The 20,305-nt window shown below is 56.1% G+C and carries 21 protein-coding genes, 1 tRNA gene and 1 pseudogene; 9 read left to right on the forward strand and 14 right to left on the reverse strand.

From position 1 onward, the window contains the following. The 7 genes from AABZ39_14790 to AABZ39_14820 form a co-directional block, all read left to right on the forward strand. The coding region (locus AABZ39_14790) for a hypothetical protein (protein ID MEK6796046.1) at positions 1 to 265 on the forward strand (265 nt) is incomplete at its 5' end. Beyond that, positions 265 to 642 (forward strand): tetratricopeptide repeat protein, encoded by a 378-nt coding sequence (locus AABZ39_14795; protein ID MEK6796047.1) that lies wholly within the window; start codon positions 265 to 267, stop codon positions 640 to 642. The genes AABZ39_14790 and AABZ39_14795, both read left to right, overlap by 1 nt. Before the next feature lie 15 nt (positions 643 to 657). Then, positions 658 to 2,703: a hypothetical protein gene (locus AABZ39_14800; GenBank protein ID MEK6796048.1), complete on the forward strand. Its 2,046-nt coding sequence runs from the start codon at positions 658 to 660 to the stop codon at positions 2,701 to 2,703. Beyond that, positions 2,700 to 3,593, forward strand: a complete 894-nt coding sequence (rsmA, locus tag AABZ39_14805; GenBank protein MEK6796049.1) for a 16S rRNA (adenine(1518)-N(6)/adenine(1519)-N(6))-dimethyltransferase RsmA — start codon at positions 2,700 to 2,702, stop codon at positions 3,591 to 3,593. The genes AABZ39_14800 and rsmA overlap by 4 nt, the downstream gene beginning before the upstream one ends. A gap of 51 nt (positions 3,594 to 3,644) precedes the next feature. Then, complete coding sequence (locus tag AABZ39_14810) at positions 3,645 to 3,950, forward strand: PilZ domain-containing protein (protein MEK6796050.1); 306 nt, start codon at positions 3,645 to 3,647, stop codon at positions 3,948 to 3,950. 47 nt (positions 3,951 to 3,997) lie between these two features. Then, positions 3,998 to 5,926 (forward strand): CsgG/HfaB family protein, encoded by a 1,929-nt coding sequence (locus tag AABZ39_14815; GenBank protein ID MEK6796051.1) that lies wholly within the window; start codon positions 3,998 to 4,000, stop codon positions 5,924 to 5,926. Positions 5,927 to 5,996: 70 nt separating this feature from the next. After that, the gene (locus tag AABZ39_14820; GenBank protein ID MEK6796052.1) at positions 5,997 to 7,841 is read left to right on the forward strand and encodes a VWA domain-containing protein; all 1,845 of its coding nucleotides are present in this window, start codon (positions 5,997 to 5,999) and stop codon (positions 7,839 to 7,841) included. A gap of 15 nt (positions 7,842 to 7,856) precedes the next feature. On the opposite strand, the gene AABZ39_14825 is transcribed toward AABZ39_14820, so the two are convergent. Then, positions 7,857 to 8,660, reverse strand: a complete 804-nt coding sequence (locus AABZ39_14825) for an AraC family transcriptional regulator (GenBank protein ID MEK6796053.1) — start codon at positions 8,658 to 8,660, stop codon at positions 7,857 to 7,859. Positions 8,661 to 8,787: 127 nt separating this feature from the next. On the opposite strand from AABZ39_14825, the gene pheS reads away from it, so the two are divergent. Further along, a complete protein-coding gene (gene pheS, locus AABZ39_14830) occupies positions 8,788 to 9,804 on the forward strand; it encodes a phenylalanine--tRNA ligase subunit alpha (protein ID MEK6796054.1) in 1,017 nt (338 codons plus the stop codon). A gap of 409 nt (positions 9,805 to 10,213) precedes the next feature. On the opposite strand, the gene cbiR is transcribed toward pheS, so the two are convergent. From cbiR to AABZ39_14885, 11 genes are all read right to left on the reverse strand, one after another. Continuing rightward, positions 10,214 to 11,023 carry a cobamide remodeling phosphodiesterase CbiR gene (gene cbiR, locus AABZ39_14835; GenBank protein ID MEK6796055.1) on the reverse strand — a complete coding sequence of 270 codons (810 nt, stop codon included), beginning with the start codon at positions 11,021 to 11,023 and terminating at the stop codon, positions 10,214 to 10,216. Continuing rightward, complete coding sequence (locus tag AABZ39_14840) at positions 11,020 to 11,820, reverse strand: adenosylcobinamide-GDP ribazoletransferase (protein ID MEK6796056.1); 801 nt, start codon at positions 11,818 to 11,820, stop codon at positions 11,020 to 11,022. The genes cbiR and AABZ39_14840 overlap by 4 nt, the downstream gene beginning before the upstream one ends. Continuing rightward, positions 11,817 to 12,434, reverse strand: a complete 618-nt coding sequence (locus AABZ39_14845) for a bifunctional adenosylcobinamide kinase/adenosylcobinamide-phosphate guanylyltransferase (protein MEK6796057.1) — start codon at positions 12,432 to 12,434, stop codon at positions 11,817 to 11,819. The genes AABZ39_14840 and AABZ39_14845 overlap by 4 nt, the downstream gene beginning before the upstream one ends. Before the next feature lie 47 nt (positions 12,435 to 12,481). Next, the gene (locus tag AABZ39_14850) at positions 12,482 to 14,371 is read right to left on the reverse strand and encodes a TonB-dependent receptor plug domain-containing protein (protein MEK6796058.1); all 1,890 of its coding nucleotides are present in this window, start codon (positions 14,369 to 14,371) and stop codon (positions 12,482 to 12,484) included. 47 nt (positions 14,372 to 14,418) lie between these two features. Beyond that, the gene (locus AABZ39_14855; GenBank protein ID MEK6796059.1) at positions 14,419 to 15,195 is read right to left on the reverse strand and encodes a methyltransferase domain-containing protein; all 777 of its coding nucleotides are present in this window, start codon (positions 15,193 to 15,195) and stop codon (positions 14,419 to 14,421) included. 1 nt (position 15,196) lies between these two features. Then, positions 15,197 to 15,278: transfer RNA gene (locus AABZ39_14860), tRNA-Leu, on the reverse strand. 108 nt (positions 15,279 to 15,386) lie between these two features. Further along, positions 15,387 to 15,797, reverse strand: a complete 411-nt coding sequence (locus AABZ39_14865) for a peptide chain release factor-like protein (GenBank protein MEK6796060.1) — start codon at positions 15,795 to 15,797, stop codon at positions 15,387 to 15,389. Between the two features lies 1 nt (position 15,798). Next, the gene (locus tag AABZ39_14870; GenBank protein MEK6796061.1) at positions 15,799 to 16,182 is read right to left on the reverse strand and encodes an NFACT RNA binding domain-containing protein; all 384 of its coding nucleotides are present in this window, start codon (positions 16,180 to 16,182) and stop codon (positions 15,799 to 15,801) included. Beyond that, complete coding sequence (locus AABZ39_14875) at positions 16,179 to 16,748, reverse strand: class I SAM-dependent methyltransferase (GenBank protein ID MEK6796062.1); 570 nt, start codon at positions 16,746 to 16,748, stop codon at positions 16,179 to 16,181. Before AABZ39_14875 ends, AABZ39_14870 begins: the two co-directional genes overlap by 4 nt. Beyond that, positions 16,748 to 17,443, reverse strand: a complete 696-nt coding sequence (locus AABZ39_14880) for an amidotransferase (GenBank protein MEK6796063.1) — start codon at positions 17,441 to 17,443, stop codon at positions 16,748 to 16,750. The genes AABZ39_14875 and AABZ39_14880 overlap by 1 nt, the downstream gene beginning before the upstream one ends. Before the next feature lie 168 nt (positions 17,444 to 17,611). Next, positions 17,612 to 18,598 carry a GDSL-type esterase/lipase family protein gene (locus AABZ39_14885; GenBank protein MEK6796064.1) on the reverse strand — a complete coding sequence of 329 codons (987 nt, stop codon included), beginning with the start codon at positions 18,596 to 18,598 and terminating at the stop codon, positions 17,612 to 17,614. Between the two features lie 81 nt (positions 18,599 to 18,679). Between AABZ39_14885 and AABZ39_14890 the strand changes: the two genes are divergently transcribed. Then, complete coding sequence (locus AABZ39_14890) at positions 18,680 to 19,015, forward strand: nitrous oxide-stimulated promoter family protein (protein ID MEK6796065.1); 336 nt, start codon at positions 18,680 to 18,682, stop codon at positions 19,013 to 19,015. 1 nt (position 19,016) lies between these two features. On the opposite strand, the pseudogene AABZ39_14895 reads toward AABZ39_14890, so the two are convergent. Together AABZ39_14895 and AABZ39_14900 are read right to left on the reverse strand one after the other, a co-directional pair. After that, positions 19,017 to 19,835: pseudogene (locus AABZ39_14895) on the reverse strand (sulfide/dihydroorotate dehydrogenase-like FAD/NAD-binding protein). A gap of 101 nt (positions 19,836 to 19,936) precedes the next feature. Beyond that, the coding region (locus tag AABZ39_14900) for a hypothetical protein (GenBank protein MEK6796066.1) at positions 19,937 to 20,305 on the reverse strand (369 nt) is incomplete at its 5' end.

Genomic DNA, 20,305 nt, shown 5'->3' on the forward strand with positions numbered 1-20,305 from the left:
TTATTGCGTACTCTTTCGCAAACTTACTTCCGACAAATCCCGGTACACGCTCCGGGTGAAGTGTTCCCGCGAGATGTGGAAGAAAAAGCTCGGCGAGGACAAGATGTACAAATATTTCACCGTCGGCCGCCGCACGGTGAAAAAATGCCCCGCGTATATGGAAATGGGCGATCTCAAGCTCTTTCTCCGCATGCTCCGTAAAAGCCTCCCGGTACGCGACGAGGTATATACGATCAGCAAAAAACCGAAAAAGCCGGGGGAGTGATGGAACGGATAGTGATCGTCCTTCTTGCATTGGCCGTCTCGGCCTGCGTCGCTCCCGGAAAAGCGGTGATCGACAAGAACGATACACCGCTCACGCTCTCGGAGAAAGCACTCGACTACTTCAACAATAAGGAATACGGTGTTGCGATCGGGTACTACCAGGCCATCATCGATAATTTCAAGAAGGACCAGTTCGAGAAGGAGATAGCCTGGGCGTACTACGAGATCGGCTTCTGCTACTACACCATGGGCGACAATGAGAAGGCGCTCAAGTATCTCTCGATAGTCCTCAACGATTCGTCGGTACAGGCGCCGCGGGTGCTCGCCGAAAAGATCAAGCAAAAGATATCTGCGCAGATGAATACAGGCCCGAAATAACCACCGGGGGCGGAGATGGGCAACATACAAAAGGGCGTATTTTCCCGGTTCACCCGAAGCTTCGTGCTCCTCATCGTCATCGTATACGTATGGTATTTCCTGAGCGGCTTCCTCACCGAGATGGCCGCGCCGGGGCTCAGCAATGCCTTCGAAAAAGCCCTCGACATGCTCCCGTCCATCGCGTTCGGGTCGGTCATATCGATGTTCGGTCTTTTCCCGCACGTCCTCATATTCTCGCTGTATGCGGCCTTCATTCACATCGATGACACCTCTCTCGGCAACCTATCGCCCGATTCCGTGTTCATCTTCCGCATTTCGCAGAGCGTCATCGGCATAGCGGCGTTCGCCGTTGTCGTCTATACGCTCTTCAATCTCCTCTTCATCTCGGTATTCACCGATATGGAACGCGCAGGACAGCTTTCCGCTGAATACGCCAATTACCGGCGCCTGAGCAGCTGGATAGTGAACGACAACGCAAAACGCGCGAACAGGGAGCTCAACGCCATCGATAAAGAGATGTCCGTAAGCGACACGGCCTCCGTGGACGATGCGCGCCTCAGCACCATCATCGCGATGCTCGCCGCGGCGCTCGAACAGGACCCGGAGAACATTGCGGTACAGCGGTCGAAAATGAAGGCGTATACGCTCCGGGCGGTGAACGATCGGCGGAAGAGACCGCAGTACAGGAACAGTAATCGCCGGATACGGCAGGCGGTGGAAGCGGCGGCGAACGGGCGGCAGCGCGAAGCGGAAACGATACTTGAGAACGTACTTGCCGTCGACCCCGGCAACAATGAAGCGCGCTTTCAGCTCGCCGACGTTCAGGCGCGCATCCAGAAAGTGAAATTCCCCTTCGAGGGGCGCTCGGCGGACGATATCCATCTCGTCAATACGCTTTCCAACGCCATGCAGGCATACGGCATGAGCAATTACTGGCGCGCGTACGAGGTGATCACGAATCTCTGCGACCGCTATCCGCTGGACCCCGATGTTCGGAAATACCGTGCGCTCACGCTCACCGCTATCAACCGCGACGACTTCACCATCGAGGACGCCCGGCATGTCGAGCGATTCGTCGTGCACCACACGAACCTTGCTGCATACAACAGCGAAAAGGTGCGTAAGGCCGTTTCCGGACACCTCAATTTCCGGGGCTTCGCAGTGACGAACATCAACGGCTATGATATCACCGACGGCAGGAACATCGCCATGCTCACGAACATCCGCGGGATAAAGATCACATCCGTCAACGGGATACTGTCGACCGACACGAACAGCTTCGCCGCGCTCAAGCCGTTCGTCGACGAGCTCGCATCGATATCGCGCGAGATAACGTTCGCGCTCAATGCTTCGCTCTTCCCCCGCGACGTATGGCTCTCGCTGCCGGGTGGGCGCATGCTGCGCATCGCAAGCATAATACCGTTCGAGGACAAGCAGTACGCCTTCGGCGTGACCGAGCTCATCCCCGTCCGCGGCGTCACCACGCAGCGCTCATACGCATACGCACGCATCTTCGATGCGGCCAGCACGAACCGCGGGCCATCGATGCGGCTCCTCCTCAAAGGGGAACGAACGGCGGGTGCCGTACGTATCGACGACCGGCGCACGGCGGAAATGATCATACCGATACCGCAGAGCATTCTCCCGCACCTGGACACCTCCAGGCAGAGACTGCAGTATCTCTCGCTCCCCACCCTGTATCAGCTCTATCAATCGGCGCGCGAGGTGGGCTACGCCGTCGATGACATCGCCTACGTTATCGGGAAGAAGACCATCACACCGTTCTGGATAGTCGCGCTCATGTTCATCATGACGTGGGCGTCGCTCGCCTTCCGCGTGTCGTATCCGCGGCGCATGCACCCGTTCCACCGCTTCATCGGCGGCATCGGCGTCGTCCTCTTCGCGGTGATCGGCATGACGTTCTTCGATATCGCGTTCAACGCCCTTTACAACATCATATCGCTTGAAGTATCGATAGCCGCCATAGCCTTCGCCGTTATCGTCATCGTGGCGGCCGTATCCTTCCTTGTCGCCCGGTACCGTTTCAGTACCGACGAATGAACGTCTATTCCCCGCGCGAGATAGACGGCATACTTCATGCGCGGGGGCTCTCCCCGTCGAAAAAACGCGGACAGAATTTCCTCATCGACCGCAACATCGCCGAGCGCATCGCCGATACTGCGCCGCGGGGGCGTATGGCGCATGCCGTGGAGATAGGCCCCGGGCTCGGATCGCTCACCCGCATGCTGCAAAGCAGATACGCCTCGCTTACCGCCGTCGAATTCGACCGCGGATTCCACGGATTCCTCACCGAGGATGCCGATCTCTCACGCGTACATTTCCTGCACAGCGACATCCGAACGATATCGCTTGCCGAGCATGCAGCGCGCATGGACGTATACGGCAATATCCCCTACAACATATCATCATCGATACTTGAGTGGCTGTTCATCGATAATGCGATGTCTTGGAATTTCGCGGTATTCCTCGTGCAGAACGAATTCGCAAAACGTCTTGCAGCATCGCCCGGTACGGACGATTATTCCGCGCTCACGCTCCTCGGGAACTTTTCAGCCGATATCAAACGCGTGTTCACCGTCCCGAGAACGGTATTCCACCCCCGCCCGTCCGTCGAATCCGCCGTCATAGCGCTCATGCCGCACGGCAGATACGACATGCAGTACTTCGATGTATTCCGCATGCTTACGCGCGCGCTTTTCCACAACCGGCGAAAAACGTTCCGCAACAATCTCCTCATCGCGCCGCATCTTCTGCTCGACATGAAGATCGCCGATGAGATACTCGCCGCATCGAAGCTGTCCCACGACATTCGCGGTGAATGCATCGATTGCGACACGGTCTATGCCATAGCCTGCAGGTTCGCGGAAATACTGCGCACCGCGAATGCAAGAACGCTGCAGGGGAATACGAAGACCACGCCGGGGTATTGACGATGGGGGCAGGCACTATATACTGGAGCACATACCGAACTGGAATGTGCAATGCCGGTACAATGCTCGGAACACGAAGGATATTCTGACCGCAGGAGCATACCGCGGACGCCGATGCGCGGACCGGTGAGCTTTCTCTGCCGGGGAACGGATGCCGTGCCCACTGAAGGGCTGTCGGTTGATATTTCCTGGAACGGGATGTGCATCGTTGCCGACACCCCCTGCACCGAGGGTACAACCCTCACGATATCGCTCCCCCTTCCGAACGGGAACCGATTCGAGCGCAACGCTTCGGTACAGTGGTGCCGATTCGACGACAAATCGGATAAGTACCTGTTCGGGAGCCGATTCCACTGACAGCGCATACATCAACATAGCGACCGGCATCAGCCGCGGAGGGCACCATGAGAACGACACGCATCGCCATTATCGCAGCACTTTGTCTGACGACCATCGTCACTCCCCAGGAGAAAATGGTCATCCTCGACAGCGGCGAAGTGCTGAAAGGCCTTGTCAAGGAAACGGACACCACGGTCCGCATCAAGACCAAACGATTCGGCGTGCTCGAGGTCGAAAAATCAGCGGTAAAAAAGATCATCGATGTCGATGACAATGCTTCCCTCGCGGCAGAGCGCGATCTTTCAGCGACAGGCATGACGGCCGGACCATCGCGTGAGAACAAGATATCGGTCAACGACTTCACCGTCACATCGAGCAACCCCGATCTCAAGCCGCTCGGGAAAGGGTTTTCCGAGCTTATCGCCTATGAGGTGAAGAAATCACCGAAGGTGCGCCTTGTCGAACGCGAACGACGCAACGAACTCTTCAAGGAGATGGAGCTCTCATTAACGGGTGCCGTTGCCGAGAAGGACCAGGTAAAAGCGGGCAGGATACTCGCGTGCGATTACATCGTCTTCGGTGAGATCGTCGATATGGCCGGTTCGCTCATGCTGAGCCTGCGTATGACGAAAGTGGAAAGCGGCGAGGTCGTCTGGCGCAAACAGCTCACCGAGCCGGGCAAGAACTACCCCTACATCAGCGCGTTCTTCGCAAAGGACATTCTCACCACGCTCAAGCTCGATGTTGACAGGTCCATCGATGAAAGCATTACATCAAAGAAAGCAATGAACGAAAATGCAGTCGTCAAACTCGCGAAGGGTATCGATGCCTATGACCGCAAGGATACGGCGAAAGCGAAGGAAGAACTCGCCGCCGCGCGCACGCTCGACCCGGAGAACCAAGTGGTGAAAGCCTTCATCAACAAGCTCTCCGGCAATGTATCGAAGTTCAAGGTGCTGCCGGAACGCTACAGCTCGTTCATTAATCCCGCATATCTCGGTGTCGCGAAAACGGACCGCTATTACCTGTCAGGATCGTGGCTGAACCTTGAAGGCCAGGACAGTCGTAATTATCAGCGGCAGGCGGTACGCTGGGTGTCGCCAACCTATGGAGTGAATGAAGCAGGCTATACGATGAATTTCGGCGCATTCGTACCGTTCGTAAAAGGACTCGGCGCATCGTTCGAATACAAATATGGGAACATGAATAATCGACTCGTGGACACTAATCTCATGGGGTACGCGGGCGCACAGGAGTTTCACACCATCATTGTCGGAGGGCTCGGTCTTGCGTTCAATGACAATTTCAGCATCGGCATACAGGGCGGATACACTATGAACAGCGTATCGCTCGTGAAAGGGACGGACATCGCGGGGGTCATTGCTATCAGTAATTTCATTGCACAAAACCCGACGGCATATCTCGAACCGGTATCCGGGTATGGTCACTTGGATACGCATACCTGGAATACCGGCGTCGGCCTCATCATCAAGAACAGCGATGATACACTTATCTTCGATACCTATGTGAATTACGACAACGGAATGAGCGTCTATTATCGCAACAGTGATACGAACTTCATCACCTACCGTATGCCGGTATTCAATGAGAACACGCTCATTATCGCCATGAACGAGAAGAAGACGTTCATCGTGCTGAAGGAATGCAATGAATTTTACTACAGCCAGAACGGGTTCGTCGGCAAGTTCATCCCCGCCGTAGAACAGTGGCTTTTCGATACGGGGTTCTTCTCTCTGTCGGCGCGCGCCGCCTGTGAGGCCGTCATATCCACCTATGGCGGCACGACACGGTTCGGCATCGGCGGCATGGCTGGATTAACCCCGCGGTTCAAGCTCTTCGACAGAACGACCATAGAGATCGATGTGAATTACACATTCCGTTCACGTCCGTCGATGCTCGTACCCGGCATGCTCCTGCCTGAGCATGTGATATTCTACACCTTCTCTATCGGCGGGCTGTTCATAGACCGATAGCGTTCGGTTGTTACTTTTTTCATCGGAACGCGTTATACTCAATGAACAAAGGATCTCGGTGGAGGAACACATGCGAACCATGCACATTGCGAGAACGCTTGCCGTTATCATCGGCGCGTTCCTGTTCAGCTGCGCACAGACGACGAATGCTCGCATTGACGAAAAAAACACGAAGACCGCTGACGATATCACGGCCACGACAACCGTTACCGGACATGCACCGAAGGGTGAAGTAAAAGTAAAGAAAGATCTCGGTCGGACAGAAGGCGACGGGTATGCAGAAGATCGCAGGCGCGACCGCCCGGGCGACAAGGAAGCCGTTGCAAAAGCGTCCCTTGGCGGAAGCACACGCCCCGCAGAAATATCCCGCACGTCCCCGTCAACAAGCGTACCATCGGCATCCGGCCTCAAGGCAGGGTACGCCGACGACAATAAACAGTTCAATTATTTCATCGGCTTCCTCGAAAAGTACAAACATGTCCGTCATTTCGATATTCCCGTACAGGAACGACACATCCTCTCTATAAAGGATGTGAACGGGCGTTCCATCCCCAATGCACAGGTCACCGTAAGCGACGCCGCGGGGACATCCCTTGTCTCCGGCACTACGTATGCCGACGGCACATTCCTGTTCTTTCCGGCGAAATACGGGAATGCCGCTGCGTATAAAGCCGTCGCCGTCAAAGGGCAGCAGAAGGGCGAAGCGTCGTTCACACGTACGGGCAAACGCGACATCACCCTCGCCTTCGATTCGAAACGCGTGCTCCCGGCGAACACCCCGCTCGATATCGTCTTCATCTTCGACACCACCGGCAGCATGGGCGAGGAGATTCAGCGTCTTAAGGATACCATCGAGATAATAAAGATGAACATCGCATCGATGCCGTCAAAGCCCAGGGTGCGCTTCGGCATGGTGCTCTATCGCGACCGCGGCGATGATTATGTGACAAAGACCGTCCCCCTCACCGCCGATCTGACCGCGTTCCAGAAAGAACTCGCGACCGTCTCCGCTGACGGCGGGGGCGATACACCCGAAGACCTCCAGTCGGCGTTGAAGGATGCGGTCAACGGCCTTGCATGGAACACCGACGGCGTGCGTCTGGCCTTCATCATCACCGATGCCGAGGCACATCTTGACTATAACGATGAGTACACCTATGGCCGTGCCGCAGCGGATGCCGCGAAAAAAGGCATCAAGATATATTCCGTGGGCACCGGCGGACTTCCCATTGAAGGGGAATATATTCTCCGCCAGATATCGCAGTACACCTATGCAAAATACATCTTCCTCACCTACGGCGAACGCGGCGAAAGCGATGGCGGACGCGAGCAGAGCGTGAGTCATCACACCGGGGCGAATTTCGTGACCGATAAGCTTGAGACCATCATCATGGGGTTTGCCCGCGAAGAGCTCTCCCATCTCGCCGACGACCCGCGCGCCTTCAGCGACGAGCATTTCACCGCGGTCAAGGGGGGCGAGAAGAACGAGGAGACGCTCATGAAGCTCTTCGACATGGCGCTCTCACAGCTCATCGACTACTCATCCTTGGCGCTCGGTGACCGAAAAAGCGTGTCCTGTCTGCCGTTCAGCGCCGAAAGATCGTTCGCCGCCGATGCGGAGTATTTCGCAGAACAGCTCAACCTCGTCGTGAGCAGGAACAAGACGTTCACGCTCGTGGAACGCAAGGACATGCAGAAGATAATGAAGGAGCTCGAACTTACGCTCACGGGGCTTACCGATGAAAAGAACGCCGCGAAGATCGGCAAGGTCATCGGTGCTGAATACCTCATCATCGGGCAATGCTACACCGGGAAGGACTATGAGATATTCCTTAAGCTCGTACGCGTGGGCACATCGGAAATACTCTCGGTCACGAAGGTGAAGATCGACAGGAAGCTCGGTCTCGGAAAATGAGAACACCGAGACGGCTCAGCGCATGGCATTGCGCTCACGATATTCGGCCGGGGAAAGCTTCGTATATTTCTTGAAAAAGCGGGAGAAATAGAACTCATCGCCAAGACCGAGACCGGCGGCTATCTCACGGACTTTCTTATCGGTGAGAAGCAATTCCTCGCGGGCCCGGTCAATGGCCTTCGCAGCAAGGTACGCCGTGAGCGTCATGCCGGTGTCGCGCTTGAAATTCCGCGAGAGGGCTGCATGCGAAAGCCCCATATCCTCTGCCACTGCGGAAAGCTTAACCGCCATGAAATCCGCACGGTCGATGGCGCTGAACAGCACACGATACTTATCACGCACCTTTATGAGCGGGCTCACCCCTCCCGACGGCGGAATGAGCCGCGACAGTATGCTGAATATCACGCCTTTCGCGTTCACAATGGCGCTCAGCCGCTGCGTACCGACGGCTTCCTGCAGGGCAGTGAGCTCCGTATCGTAGAACGGCGTCTCGATCACCGTCTCCACACCGTCGAACACGTCGCGTCCGGGGAAAGCCTCGAGCCGGAAATGGATGAAGAATTTCTCCACACCGGTGGTGCAGGTGTAATCGTTCGCCGTATTGAGCGGGATGAGATATGCCCGCCGCGGACGGAGCCGTGTTCGTGTACCGCCGCGTATCACGGCGCCGTCTCCGCCGATGGTGCAGTAGAGGCGGCTGAACGGAGAGCGTATGCCCTTGAAATTCCAGCACACATCGCCGGTGAAAAAACCGTGCTCAAGGACGGTAAGCGAAAGCCCGCTCATGAGGCTGCCGAACAGTTCCGATGAACGACGCATCTGCGCTCCGTTATACATGGATACTATCGACTTCCGATTATATGACGAAGGCTTGTAAAGGCAAGCGATTTGCATTCGTACGTTTTCTCTGCTATAATGCCGCTCGACAATTCAAGGAAACATCGCAATGGACCCAATCGAATCGCTCAGGACATCCGCACTCGCTGCAACTGCAGCAGCCGAAGACAACGCTGCTCTGGAAGAGGTGCGTGTCCTGTATCTCGGCAAAAAAGGGAAGATAACCGATCTCCTGAAAGAGCTCGGAACACTTTCCGCCGAGGAGCGCCCCGCCGCCGGTCAGAAGATAAACGCGCTTAAGGACGAAGTATCGTCCGCGCTCGCACAGAAGAAGGATTCCCTTTCCGAAGCAGCATACGCCTCATCGCTCGAGAAGGAGCGCATCGACATTACGCTCCCCGGCAGAACTCCCGCAACAGGTAATCTGCACATCATCACGAAGATGCAGGCCGAGATAGTATCGGTGCTCGAGGGCATGGGGTTCTCCCCCGTTGAGGGCATGGAACTCGAAGATGAGTACCATAATTTCGAGGCGCTCAATATTCCGTCATATCATCCGTCACGCGACAGCCACGATTCGATATACGTATCAAAGGACAGGCTGCTTCGTACGCACACATCACCCATGCAGATACGCGTCATGGAAAAGATAAAGCCGCCGCTTGCGATAGTTTCGCCCGGAAAAACGGCGAGGCGCGATGCGGTGGACGCGAAGCACTCGCCGGTATTCCATCAGGTCGAAGGGTTCTTCGTCGATGAGGGCGTCACCTTCGGCCATCTCAAGGGCTGTCTTGAAACATTCTTCCAGCGCCTCTTCGGCGAAAAGACGAAAATACGCCTTCGCCCCGACTACTTTCCTTTCGTCGAACCGGGTGCCGAGATAAGCGCCACCTGCGTGGTCTGCAAGGGAAAGGGCTGCCGAACCTGCGGCAATACCGGCTGGATAGAGCTTCTCGGCGCGGGCATGATACACCCCGCCGTGTTCGAGCACGTCGGCTACGATCCGAAGAAGTACACCGGCTTCGCCTTCGGCATGGGCGTGGAGCGTGTGGCGATGATAAAGTACGGGATAACCGATATCCGCATGTTCTACGAGAACGACGTGGAATTCCTCGCACAGTTCTGAATCAACCCGCCATCGATAAGAATCCACTGCTCCCCTTTCCCTTTTTGAAGGCATGCGCCAAGGATGTCGAGCTCTCGGCGGCCATGCGTGGCGCAAGGACGCGCCAGCTCGCGCGAGGCATGGATGCCGACTCGCGCACGGATGGCCAAAGCCGCGGAAAGGGCCGGGGGACAACCCATTCAGTCGAGGGAAAAATTCAATTCTACGCTCATCATCACATCCTTCGGAAATCAGTGCCATTGTATTTTTGCATCTTTGTGGTTCCATTATCTTAAAGACCGAAGAGCAGTAATCCATGATTTTTTCTCACGGAGTTCACAGAGCTCACGGAGAAATATCTGGATTCTCCTCTGTGAGCTCCGTGGGCTCCGTGAGAGACCTTCTTTTCCCCTCACAAAGTCTGAAAGATTCATGTCCGGGAGTTTTTCTTAACGGAAGAGCATTGGTCCGGGAGCTGGGGATTATTCAGATACATGAGTGTATCGTTCAGATCGATCTCATTAAACACTTCAATGATCACTGAGCCGCGGTATGCTCGCAGAAATCCCATCACTCGCGCCGCATCCACAGCCCCGTCGCCGGGGAACGCTCGATGGTCCTTCCCGTCGATGATACCGTGCAGATGCACTTCCTGTATCGCGCTGCCGAATGTATCGACAAAGGCATCCATGCTGTGCCCGAAGCGGTAGAGATGCCCTAAGTCCATGCATATCGGGTGACCGCGCTTTGCTATCGCCGCCGCGAAGTACGTAAGGTCGAAGCCGACATTCTCGATGAACACATGCTTCGGGTCGACGGCGGCATCGACGGCATCGAGCACCGCTTCGATTCGGCGGCGGTTCGCCTCGGTGAGCGCCACCTCCGGATACTTGAAATTCTCGGAGCGGTCGACATGCAGTATGAAATCGTTCACGCCGACGACCTTCATCACATCGACGATATGCGCAATATGATCGGCGGCACGGGACACATCCGTACGCTCGTTCATAAGATCGTAATCGATGGGCAGATGCACGGAATATTCCATCCGTGATGCCGCGCGTATCTCCGTAAGGCGTTCGATAATGTCCGCGCTCATGAGTTCGGCGAGATAGTCCTTGCCGAAAAAAAGGAGCTGAATTCGTTTCACCTTCCCGACCAGGAATCGCACGTTCGCAATGAGATTGTCGTTCGGTTCGGGGATGATATACGATGTCGTGCCGATCGTGAACGGCATCATGTGCCAGAGCAACGCACACAGATGAGCAGTACCGCCGGGAGGAAAAGCTCCGTCATCTCGATGTATGCCCCGAGCACATCGCCGGTAACGCCGCCTATCTTCCGATACGACCACGCACGGACGATGAACACGCCCAGTACGGCAGTGCCCAACAACATGGCGGTTGCAGGTATCGATGTTGTGATCGCGACCGGTATCATGCCCGCGATCAGAACGACCGCCGCAGCGAGAACGATGGGAGCTGAGAGCTTACCCACGAACGGCTTACCCGTTCCTGCGGTACGCGGATAGCGCGATGAAAATGCGAGCAGCACGACGCCGAAGCGGGAAAGCGCGAACCAGGTGATGCAGTACGGAAAAAGCGCCGGACACGACGCCCATCCGAAAAGGACAAGGAATTTCGCTAACATCACGAGCGTAAGCCCGCCAACGGCGAAACTGCCGACACGACTGTCCTTCATGATGCGAAGGCGTTGCGGCTGCGTACGGTTCGCGAGAAAACCGTCGAGCACATCGGACAATCCGTCGAAATGGAAGAACTTCGTGACAAGATACGGCAATGCAAGCACAGTAAGCGCTATTCCTGCCGGGTGCATCGATACGGCGGAAAGGAGGATACATGCTCCATACACAAGACCGCCGACGGCAAAGCCCACGAGCGGGAAGAATATCGCCGAGCGCGCTAGTATCCTGTCGCTGAACGGCAATGCACGCCCAAGCAGCTTCGCACGGGGGAATGGCACGGGCAATGCGGTCAATGTCGAGAACGCGAGAAAGAAGGACGACAGCAGTTTCATTTGAGCCTCACCGGAACACCGGAAGCGACGAATACCACGATGCCGGCGGCGGAGGCTATCATCTGATTGATACGACCGTGCATATCGCGATAGCGGCGGCTCTCCGCATCCGCAGGCACGATACCGAGCCCGAGCTCATTGGAAACAATGATAAGTACGCGTCCGGCCCCCGCAATGGCATCCACCGGCCCCGCGGAAAGTGTCCCCGTCCGCAGCATATCGATCGGGTCCTCTGCCGTTGTCGAGGATACCCCCGCAGCGGAAAGCAGTCTCGAAACGACATCGTACACATGCGCATCATCGCTCGGCTTGCAGAGCATATTACCGAGCCACGTTGTGACGCACTCAAGCAGCACTACATCATGGCGATCGAACGCACGCGCTGCCGCGCTGTCTATGGCATAGGGCTCTTCATACGAAGTGAATTCGGTCGTGCGGCGGGCCTTATGATGAGCTATACGCTCTTTAAATTCATCGTCAAGCGCCATGCCTGTGGCAATATATGCCGCCGGGCGCTTCAGAGCGGAACGCCGGACCGCAGCGCTTGCCAATCGCTCAGCATAGGTGCTTTTCCCCGAGCGTGCGCCGCCGGTGATAAGAACGATCGTTGTCATGCTACTCCATCGCTGCGCACGGCAGTGCCCACCATCATGCGATGACTTCAGAAGCGCGCAGTTGCGCCTACGGTGAACGCGAACGGATACCCGTAATATCCCGCCACATCCACGGCAGGGCGAAGCGACGGGATGAGCGAAAGGATGTTCTCCGCCTTCACGAAGAGATCGATGAATTCCCACGTGTAGGAAACACCGGCATCGACAAGGCCGTGATCGAGGAGCGCTACCCAGCTGTTCGTACCGGCCGTAGTCAACAGCTCAGTACGCGGTCCGACATAATGGAGCCCCAGGGAAATAAGGAACTTCTCGAACGGCTCGAACGCGATATCCGCATGCGCCGAATGCCTCGGGCGTTCCGGCATGATAACACCCGTTGGGAGATAATTCGCCTGCACGAAGGTATAGTTGATAGCCGCGGTGAAACGACTTACCGGTTTGAACGCAAGCTCCACCGTCGCGCTCAAAATGCTCGCACCGGGGACATTGGTGTACGAACCCGTATTGATGTCATAGCTTATCACATTGGTCAGTATGCTGTAGCTGCCGAACGCATCCATGGTAAGCATGCCGCCGATACGCTGCCGAACGCCCGCCTCGATCGCATGCATGGTGATCTCCGGGGCGAGTGAGCCATGTGTTACGGACATAAGCTGCTGTTTGTCGCTCGCATACCGCGTGGCATGGCCGTATGCCGCATGCACATCGATGCCTACGGCGTTCATCGTGAACAGCGCAGCAACACGGTAGTCAATGTTCAGGTTCGTTCTGATATCCCAGTTCAAACGGACGCCGGCGTCGATGGTGAGCGCTTTGAAAAAGACCGCCGTATCCCTCAGGGAAGCGGCGGCGAGCATGTATCCATTACCCTCGTCCTTGATCGATGTCATACCTTCGAAATTCTGCGCGTCATAATGATGCGAAAGCATGTTCATGAGGAATTCCGCGCCCGCGTTAAGCTTATTGAAATCCCCCATCGTGAAAACATTCTGCCATTTCAGCGACCCCACGAAAGTACGGTCGAACGCCGAGAGCGATTCACCGGCATCGAAAGCATCGGTCGCATCGCGCTCATTGCGCTCCTCCACGGCGGCGTCGAGGATGATCGCGTGTTTCCACCAGGGAGTCAACGACTGAGAATAGCGCGCGTCGAGGGCAATAAGTTTATCGTTCACGGCACGATTGGGATCGTCCTCATATGCGCGGTCATCGAGCGACACATCGGCGTTCTGATAATACATGCTGACGGCGAACCAGAGATCGGAGCCGGGGTTGACGCCGGCGGACGCCTGCACGAGGGAACGATTGTACCCATCGCGCTCAATGCCGGGGGCGTTCTGCCCGTCGAAGTGTATCGCCCGCGACTCGCCGCGCGTAAGAAGCTGCGATGCGGACAGGCTGAAATAGGCCTGATCGATACCCGCAGCGGCATTGAATGCGCCATAGAACCCCTCCGGAAATGAACCGCGGAGCGAAAGCGATGCCGACTGCCCGACACCGCCGCGTTTGCTCACGACATGTATCACGCCTGCAGAAGCACCCGGAAATTTCACCGACTGCACGCCGCGTATTATCTCCACTCGTTCCACGCCGTCAAGCGTGATATGGGCTATATCGCAGGCGCCGTCACCGGAGGAACCGGGATTGAGCAGCACGCCGTCGCGATATACGGCGACAGCGCCCGCGCTCATGCCGGAAAGATACACCGTCGTACGCCCGCCGAACGATGAATGCTGACGCACCTGTACACCGGGAACATGGCGGAGGAGCTCGGCAAGGGATGCGGCATGATAGCGCAGGAAATCCGCTTCGGTGAGCACGGTCGTATTATCCGCGGAACGTACGGGGGGCGTTGTTCTTGCCGGAGTGGTGTTCGTCTGGGCGGCAAGGGGTATCATCGATATAAAAGATAATAAGAATAGCAGAGCCCTTTTCATGACGCGCTCCTCTCTCTTGGTGCATACAGTATATGCGATACCGGGATTTATTGCCAGCATTTCTTTGCCGACCGGCGCATACCGCCGTCGTCGGCCCTCTGCAGAATGAATATGCCGTCCTCATCGTTCATCCACGCGAGCACAATGCCGAACGCGGGGAGCGTATCCTTGAGCGATACGAGGAGTTCGAGGAACGCATCGAATGTCCACGCGTGAAAATGTATCGAATACCGCATCGCCATGAGCTCGTTCATCTCTGCCTTGATATCAGCGGGTTTTTCCTTCTTATTCACCAAGGTGACCCATTCTTTATAATGCCCGGTACGCGATCCCTTCGGGCCGTGCTCAAAATCGTGCATAAGATGCGCTATCGGCGTAACGGCACGGTCGCGGTCATCGGTAAAGCGCTTGTCGGGAACGGCGAGATAGAGCATGCCGCTGGGCTTGAGCACACGGAGCATATTGGCAAGCGCAAAAATCGGGTCCTCACAATGCTCGATGAAATGATTGGCGATGACGAAATCGAGCGATCCGTTCTTTATCGTGGAAAGCCGCTCACCGTCGTCGATGATGTCCGGATCGACGAGCTTTCTCCCCGCAAGATCGGGGTATTGCTTCTTGAGATCGGTCGCACTCATACGGTCAACATAGCGCACGTGCGCAGTACGCGGTACGGGAAGCGGCAGATGCAGCGCACCGATCTCGATGCCGTCACCTTTCAGGTATATCGACGCGACAAGTTCGCGTCTGCTCTTTCGGGTGAGCCACCGCGATGCACGCACGGCGAAGGCTCCCGCTTTGTTCGCTATATCGATAAATTCCATCTGCGAGCGGAGGGAGTTGAACCCCCATACCTTGCGGTACCAGATCCTAAGTCTGGCGCGTCTGCCAATTCCGCCACGCTCGCGAGTGCCGGGTGATTATAGCATAGTGATGGATTGCGTCAAATTCCGGGTCAAAACCGGATCGACAGAAAACTACCGCATTTCGTTATTTTCGTTATTCCCCTATCCGATCAATCGCCGCCCCAGGAACGGCGCATCTCTTTCTTCGCCGAATGATGATGCTTGTTCTGGAGCATCTTCTCCTTCGCGCGCCGGGAGCGTTTGCGCTTCTGCCGCCGTATCTTCTCGATACGCATGCGTGCCGCCGACCGCTCGCCGTGTATACGCTCTTCCATTTTTTCAACGAGTATGCGCCGCGCGATAAATCGGTTGAACACCTGCGACCGCGACACCTGGCATTTCACCTCGATACCGCTCGGAATGTGCTTGATATGGACCGCGGTCGAAACCTTGTTCACGTTCTGCCCGCCATGACCCTGCGCACGGATGAACCGCTCATCGATATCGCGCTCGAGAATGCCCGCTTTCGCCATACGTTCCTGCAAGGCCTGCTGTTTTTCGGGACTGACGGAAAAATCCATATCACTCTTCCGGGGTGAGTACAAGTGCTTTCACTTTCACCCGTTTCTCGTTCTTGATATTCACCGATCCGTCCTTTGCCCCCGCGGGCTTATGCACATCGCGCGCAAAGCAGTACGATACGTCGACCGCACCGCCGTCGCGCATCTTCGAATGATAGACGGCGATGCCAGCCGCTTCTTCGATATCGGCTTTCGACGGCTCGCCCTCCCCGCACACGAGAACGACATGGCTCCCGGGAAAGCCATGTATATGGAACCACAGATCGTTCTGCTTCGCAACGCGGAACGTAAGTTCATCATTGCTTATGTCGCTCTGGCCGGCGAGTATCGGAAGGCCGCTGGCCGTGCGATAGCGTTTTATGCGGATGCGATTATCGTTGCTCATTTTTTCGCGGTAATGACATAGTGGCTTTCCAGTATATCATGCTGTGTAACATCTGAAAAGCCCGCACGCAAAAAAGCATCGATGACGTCTTCCGGGCTCACACGCTCCCCTGCCGGCGGACCATGCTGGGTGGAGCCCGGCTTCCAATCGACTACAGCGATGACACCGCCCTTTTTGAGAAGGCGCTTGGCCTCCGCGAGGAGTGCCGCGGGCGAATGAAGCTCATGATATACGGCAATGAGATATACGAGGTCGGCAATACCGTTCTTAAGCGGTATCACCGATTCTTCCGAGCGCGTCGGCACTATCCTCTTTCGTGTCTCCGCAACAATATGCTCTTCCATCCACGCTATCATTTCCGGAGCACTGTCGCAGGCATATACCGTACCGGACAGCTTCGAGGCAAAATGGCGTGCAAAGATGCCGGTACCAGCGCCGATGTCAATGAGCACATGCGGAGCTGAAAGCCCGAACGCATCCCAGAGCTCGTCGGGCTTCATCCGCGTCAGGCGCGAATGATCGTTCAGCGTATCGATCATGTTCGGGTCGAATTTGTGTCCGCTCATCACATCTCCTTCGGAAGAAAACGGTCAAGCAATATGCGAAGATCGCTGTTCGCCTCGATTATCTTTTTCCGATCAAGGATCTCGGACGGCTTCTGGACGTGATCCCCGCCCGCTGCGATCTCTTCATCACAATGGGCGTTCATGGCGACGATATTCTCGTATGCATACTCGAGATGGAACTGCATCGCGAGGACATTGTCACCGTAGGTGAACGCCTGATGCTCGCACGCTTCGCTCGATGCGCAATGGACGGCACCGGTCGGGAGCGAGAACGTATCGCCGTGCCAATGGAAGGCGGTGAACAGTGCCGGCAGCGCACCGAACACCGTGGTCATTCCGCATGCGGTCACCGTGACCGGGAAAAATCCTATCTCACGATGTGCATTGCGCGTAACGGTAGCGCCGAGCACGTCGGCTATGAGCTGTGCGCCGAGGCATATGCCGATGACCTTTTTCCCTGCAGCAATAGCCTTGCTTATGAACGCCTTCTCCCGGCCGAGCCACGGATGCCGGTAGTGCTCGTAAATGTTCATCGGTCCGCCCATGACGAAAAGAGCATCGATATCGCGTACCGCCGGCAGCGCCTCCTCGGCGAAAAGATCGGTATTGGATACGGCATATCCGCGTTCGTGAGCATACGTATCGATGACGCCCAGACGCTCAAAATCGACGTGGCAGAGATAGTGCAAACGCATGATATCCTCTCGTCATGATATAAGTACAATGCGTCGCTAGTAGTGAAATAAAAATATCAGCGATGTCAAATGTGCTTACCGATATCAGTACATTGGCAGAAGATATAGAAACAAGGGGGCATGACCCCTGGCCCACTCATCCCTCCGCAGCTTTTCAGGAACATTCGTCTATGCGATCTTCTCCCGCATGAGCCGTGCGAGATTGGCCCCCATATGCGCATGGCCGTAGTCCGATGGATGTATCAGATCGCAGGTAAGCCCGGTGATATCGGAGAGCACATCACTTCCCTCAATGAGGAAAAGTCTGTCGCTTCTTTTCGAGGCGGTCAGATCGCGGAGCACATCGCAGTATTCCCTGTCGCGAACGGTCTCGATATTGCTCTCGCGGGCGAAGTCGGAGAAATTCGGGAATATCGTGATGAGGAACACCGGTTTTCCAGCGGCCATGACTTTCTCGACGACATACTCCGCACGCCGCTTGAATTCCTCCGTCGTATACCCGCCGCGCATATTGACGCCGAGCTCGAGCGTTGCCGCATCGAACGGAAGCGAAGCGATATAGTCGGCGGCTTCTTTCTCACATTGGCAGGCGCCGGACAGTCCTTTGTTATACACGTCCATTCCCAGAATGCGAGCTGCATGCGCGGGGTAACCGTTCGCATTCGAGTGGGTTATCGATGACCCGTAGCAGAGAAGCGTCTTTGCAGGTTTCTCATCCTTCTTCGGCGGGCGTACATCATGACCGAACGCATCGAGCCCGTGGAACACCGTGCATGCGCGGTTGAACCGTATGCGCCATACCGATGGTGAAAAACCGCCCCGGGAGACCATGGCATCCGCAACCTCATTGAAACGTGCCGGGGGTTCGAGGTGAATGACGCTCACCTGCCCTTTCGACAGTGTATGCGTCGCGAGAAAAAAATCGCCGCGATAGACGTGGACATCAGCGTCATTATCGACGGAAGACAGATACACGCGCACGTTCTTCGCGTCGGTGACAAAGCGCATCTCGCCGCCCGTCGACTCCATCGCCACGAAGCGCCCGCGCTCGGAGAAGGCATTGCGCACCGCGCTCGGATATCGCGGGAGCATCATGCCGCCTGTCGGGGACGGCTCCATCACAACGTTATGGAATTCGATGTTCTCATGTATCATTGAACGCTCCTTGCACGAGGTGCATATTATCGGGAGCCGTCGAATTTGCAAGGACGCGAATTTTTTATATTATCATCTGCAATGACACGATTACAGCGCGAAGAAAGAACCGTTTCCGCGATGATAGCGCTCTATTGCCGCGGAGTACACAAGCGTTCCACGCCCTGCGCGGATTGCATAGCGCTCTCGGCGTACGCACAAGATCGCCTCAGCGCATGCCCGTTCGGAAAAGAGAAGCCGACGTGCGTCGGCTGTACCACGCACTGCTATCGCCGCGACATGCGTGAGAAGATACGGATCATCATGCGATATGCCGGCCCGCGTATGCTGTTCGTGCATCCAATACTCGCGATACGACATATCATCGATCGGCGTGCGGGACGGACGAGAAAGAAGCGATACGCGAAACTCAGCTGACCGCTTTGCAGTGCTCGACAGCGTGACGCTCCAATTCCTTATACATGCCCTGTCGTTTCATAAGTCCGTCGAAATCGACCTGATGTCCGTCGAACTCAGGCCCATCGACGCAGACATATTTCGTATCCTTGCCTATCATGACGCGGCAGCCGCCGCACATGCCCGTACCGTCTACCATGACCGGATTAAGGCTCACGACGGTCTTTATGCCGAACTGTTTCGTCGTAAGACAGACAAATTTCATCATGACAGCGGGGCCGATAGCGACCGCCAGATCTATCTTCTCGCCGCGTTCGACGAGACGTTTTATCATATCGGTGACAAGACCTTTCTCGCCATAGCTCCCGTCGTCGGTGCAGACGATCACCTCATCGGAGATCGCGCGCATCTTCTTTTCCATGATGATAAGCCCTTTCTCGCGGGCGCCAAGTATCGAGATGACGCGATTACCGGCGGCCTTCATCGCCTCGGCGATGGGATGGAGCGGCGCAACGCCGATGCCCCCGCCGACGCAGACGACGGTGCCGAGCTTTTCGATATGCGTCGCATGACCGAGCGGCCCCATGAGATCGGGTATATCATCGCCCGCGTTCATGGTGCAAAGCGCCTTCGTGCTCTTGCCGACAGCCTGCACGACAATGGTTATCGTCCCTTTCGCCGCATCCGCATCGGCGATGGTAAGCGGAATTCGCTCGCCTCGTTTCGCGATGCGCAGCATGATGAAATGCCCGGGCTTGCGCCGCTTCGCTATCTCCGGGGCATCAAGTTCGAACATGAACACGCTTTCGGACCATTGCTCTTTGCTGACTATTTTCGCCATTGTCTCCGCCGTTACACTGGATTGCAATGAAGTATATAAAAACAATCGTTCATGTCAAGGAATATCCGCTGATACTTTGGAAGAATACTGCTTTCACGCCGCTATTTCGCGTTCGTAACGACGCCGACCACCGGGAATTGAGGGAACACATCGGGACCGTGGCATTCCCCGCAGGTACGCATGAAAGCCGGCGCATTATCACGCCCCAGTGCCGCCGGCGTGTGATATCGGGAACCCCATTTCACTTTGGAGAAATCGTACACGATGCGTTCATACGCGATATACTTCGGGCCGCCCCTTCCGTTGCATTTTGCCAGTTCGGCGGTGGAGAATGCCCGTGGTGCCAGCTGACCGACGACGGGCTGTTTCTGTATCGCGTCTGCATCTTTCGTCCCCTTCACGGCATCCGTCACATCGTACGCGGGGGTATACCGGCCTTCCGCATTCAGTGTTCCCCAGATACGGCGCAC

The organism is Spirochaetota bacterium (assembly GCA_038043445.1).
In the GTDB taxonomy this organism is placed as follows: Bacteria; Spirochaetota; Brachyspiria; order Brachyspirales; family JACRPF01; genus JBBTBY01.

Coding starts and splice junctions, on each gene's coding strand:
- pheS (MEK6796054.1), top strand. CDS start 8,788: ATGGACCCAATCGAATCGCTCAGGACATCCGCACTCGCTGCAACTGCA.
- AABZ39_14825 (MEK6796053.1), bottom strand. CDS start 8,660: ATGCGTCGTTCATCGGAACTGTTCGGCAGCCTCATGAGCGGGCTTTCG.
- AABZ39_14810 (MEK6796050.1), top strand. CDS start 3,645: ATGCCGGTACAATGCTCGGAACACGAAGGATATTCTGACCGCAGGAGC.
- AABZ39_14850 (MEK6796058.1), bottom strand. CDS start 14,371: ATGAAAAGGGCTCTGCTATTCTTATTATCTTTTATATCGATGATACCC.
- AABZ39_14820 (MEK6796052.1), top strand. CDS start 5,997: ATGCGAACCATGCACATTGCGAGAACGCTTGCCGTTATCATCGGCGCG.
- AABZ39_14800 (MEK6796048.1), top strand. CDS start 658: ATGGGCAACATACAAAAGGGCGTATTTTCCCGGTTCACCCGAAGCTTC.
- AABZ39_14795 (MEK6796047.1), top strand. CDS start 265: ATGGAACGGATAGTGATCGTCCTTCTTGCATTGGCCGTCTCGGCCTGC.
- AABZ39_14875 (MEK6796062.1), bottom strand. CDS start 16,748: ATGAGCGGACACAAATTCGACCCGAACATGATCGATACGCTGAACGAT.
- AABZ39_14870 (MEK6796061.1), bottom strand. CDS start 16,182: ATGAGCAACGATAATCGCATCCGCATAAAACGCTATCGCACGGCCAGC.
- AABZ39_14840 (MEK6796056.1), bottom strand. CDS start 11,820: ATGAAACTGCTGTCGTCCTTCTTTCTCGCGTTCTCGACATTGACCGCA.
- AABZ39_14885 (MEK6796064.1), bottom strand. CDS start 18,598: ATGATACATGAGAACATCGAATTCCATAACGTTGTGATGGAGCCGTCC.
- AABZ39_14880 (MEK6796063.1), bottom strand. CDS start 17,443: ATGCGTTTGCACTATCTCTGCCACGTCGATTTTGAGCGTCTGGGCGTC.
- rsmA (MEK6796049.1), top strand. CDS start 2,700: ATGAACGTCTATTCCCCGCGCGAGATAGACGGCATACTTCATGCGCGG.
- AABZ39_14855 (MEK6796059.1), bottom strand. CDS start 15,195: ATGGAATTTATCGATATAGCGAACAAAGCGGGAGCCTTCGCCGTGCGT.
- AABZ39_14865 (MEK6796060.1), bottom strand. CDS start 15,797: ATGGATTTTTCCGTCAGTCCCGAAAAACAGCAGGCCTTGCAGGAACGT.
- AABZ39_14815 (MEK6796051.1), top strand. CDS start 3,998: ATGAGAACGACACGCATCGCCATTATCGCAGCACTTTGTCTGACGACC.
- AABZ39_14845 (MEK6796057.1), bottom strand. CDS start 12,434: ATGACAACGATCGTTCTTATCACCGGCGGCGCACGCTCGGGGAAAAGC.
- AABZ39_14890 (MEK6796065.1), top strand. CDS start 18,680: ATGACACGATTACAGCGCGAAGAAAGAACCGTTTCCGCGATGATAGCG.
- cbiR (MEK6796055.1), bottom strand. CDS start 11,023: ATGATGCCGTTCACGATCGGCACGACATCGTATATCATCCCCGAACCG.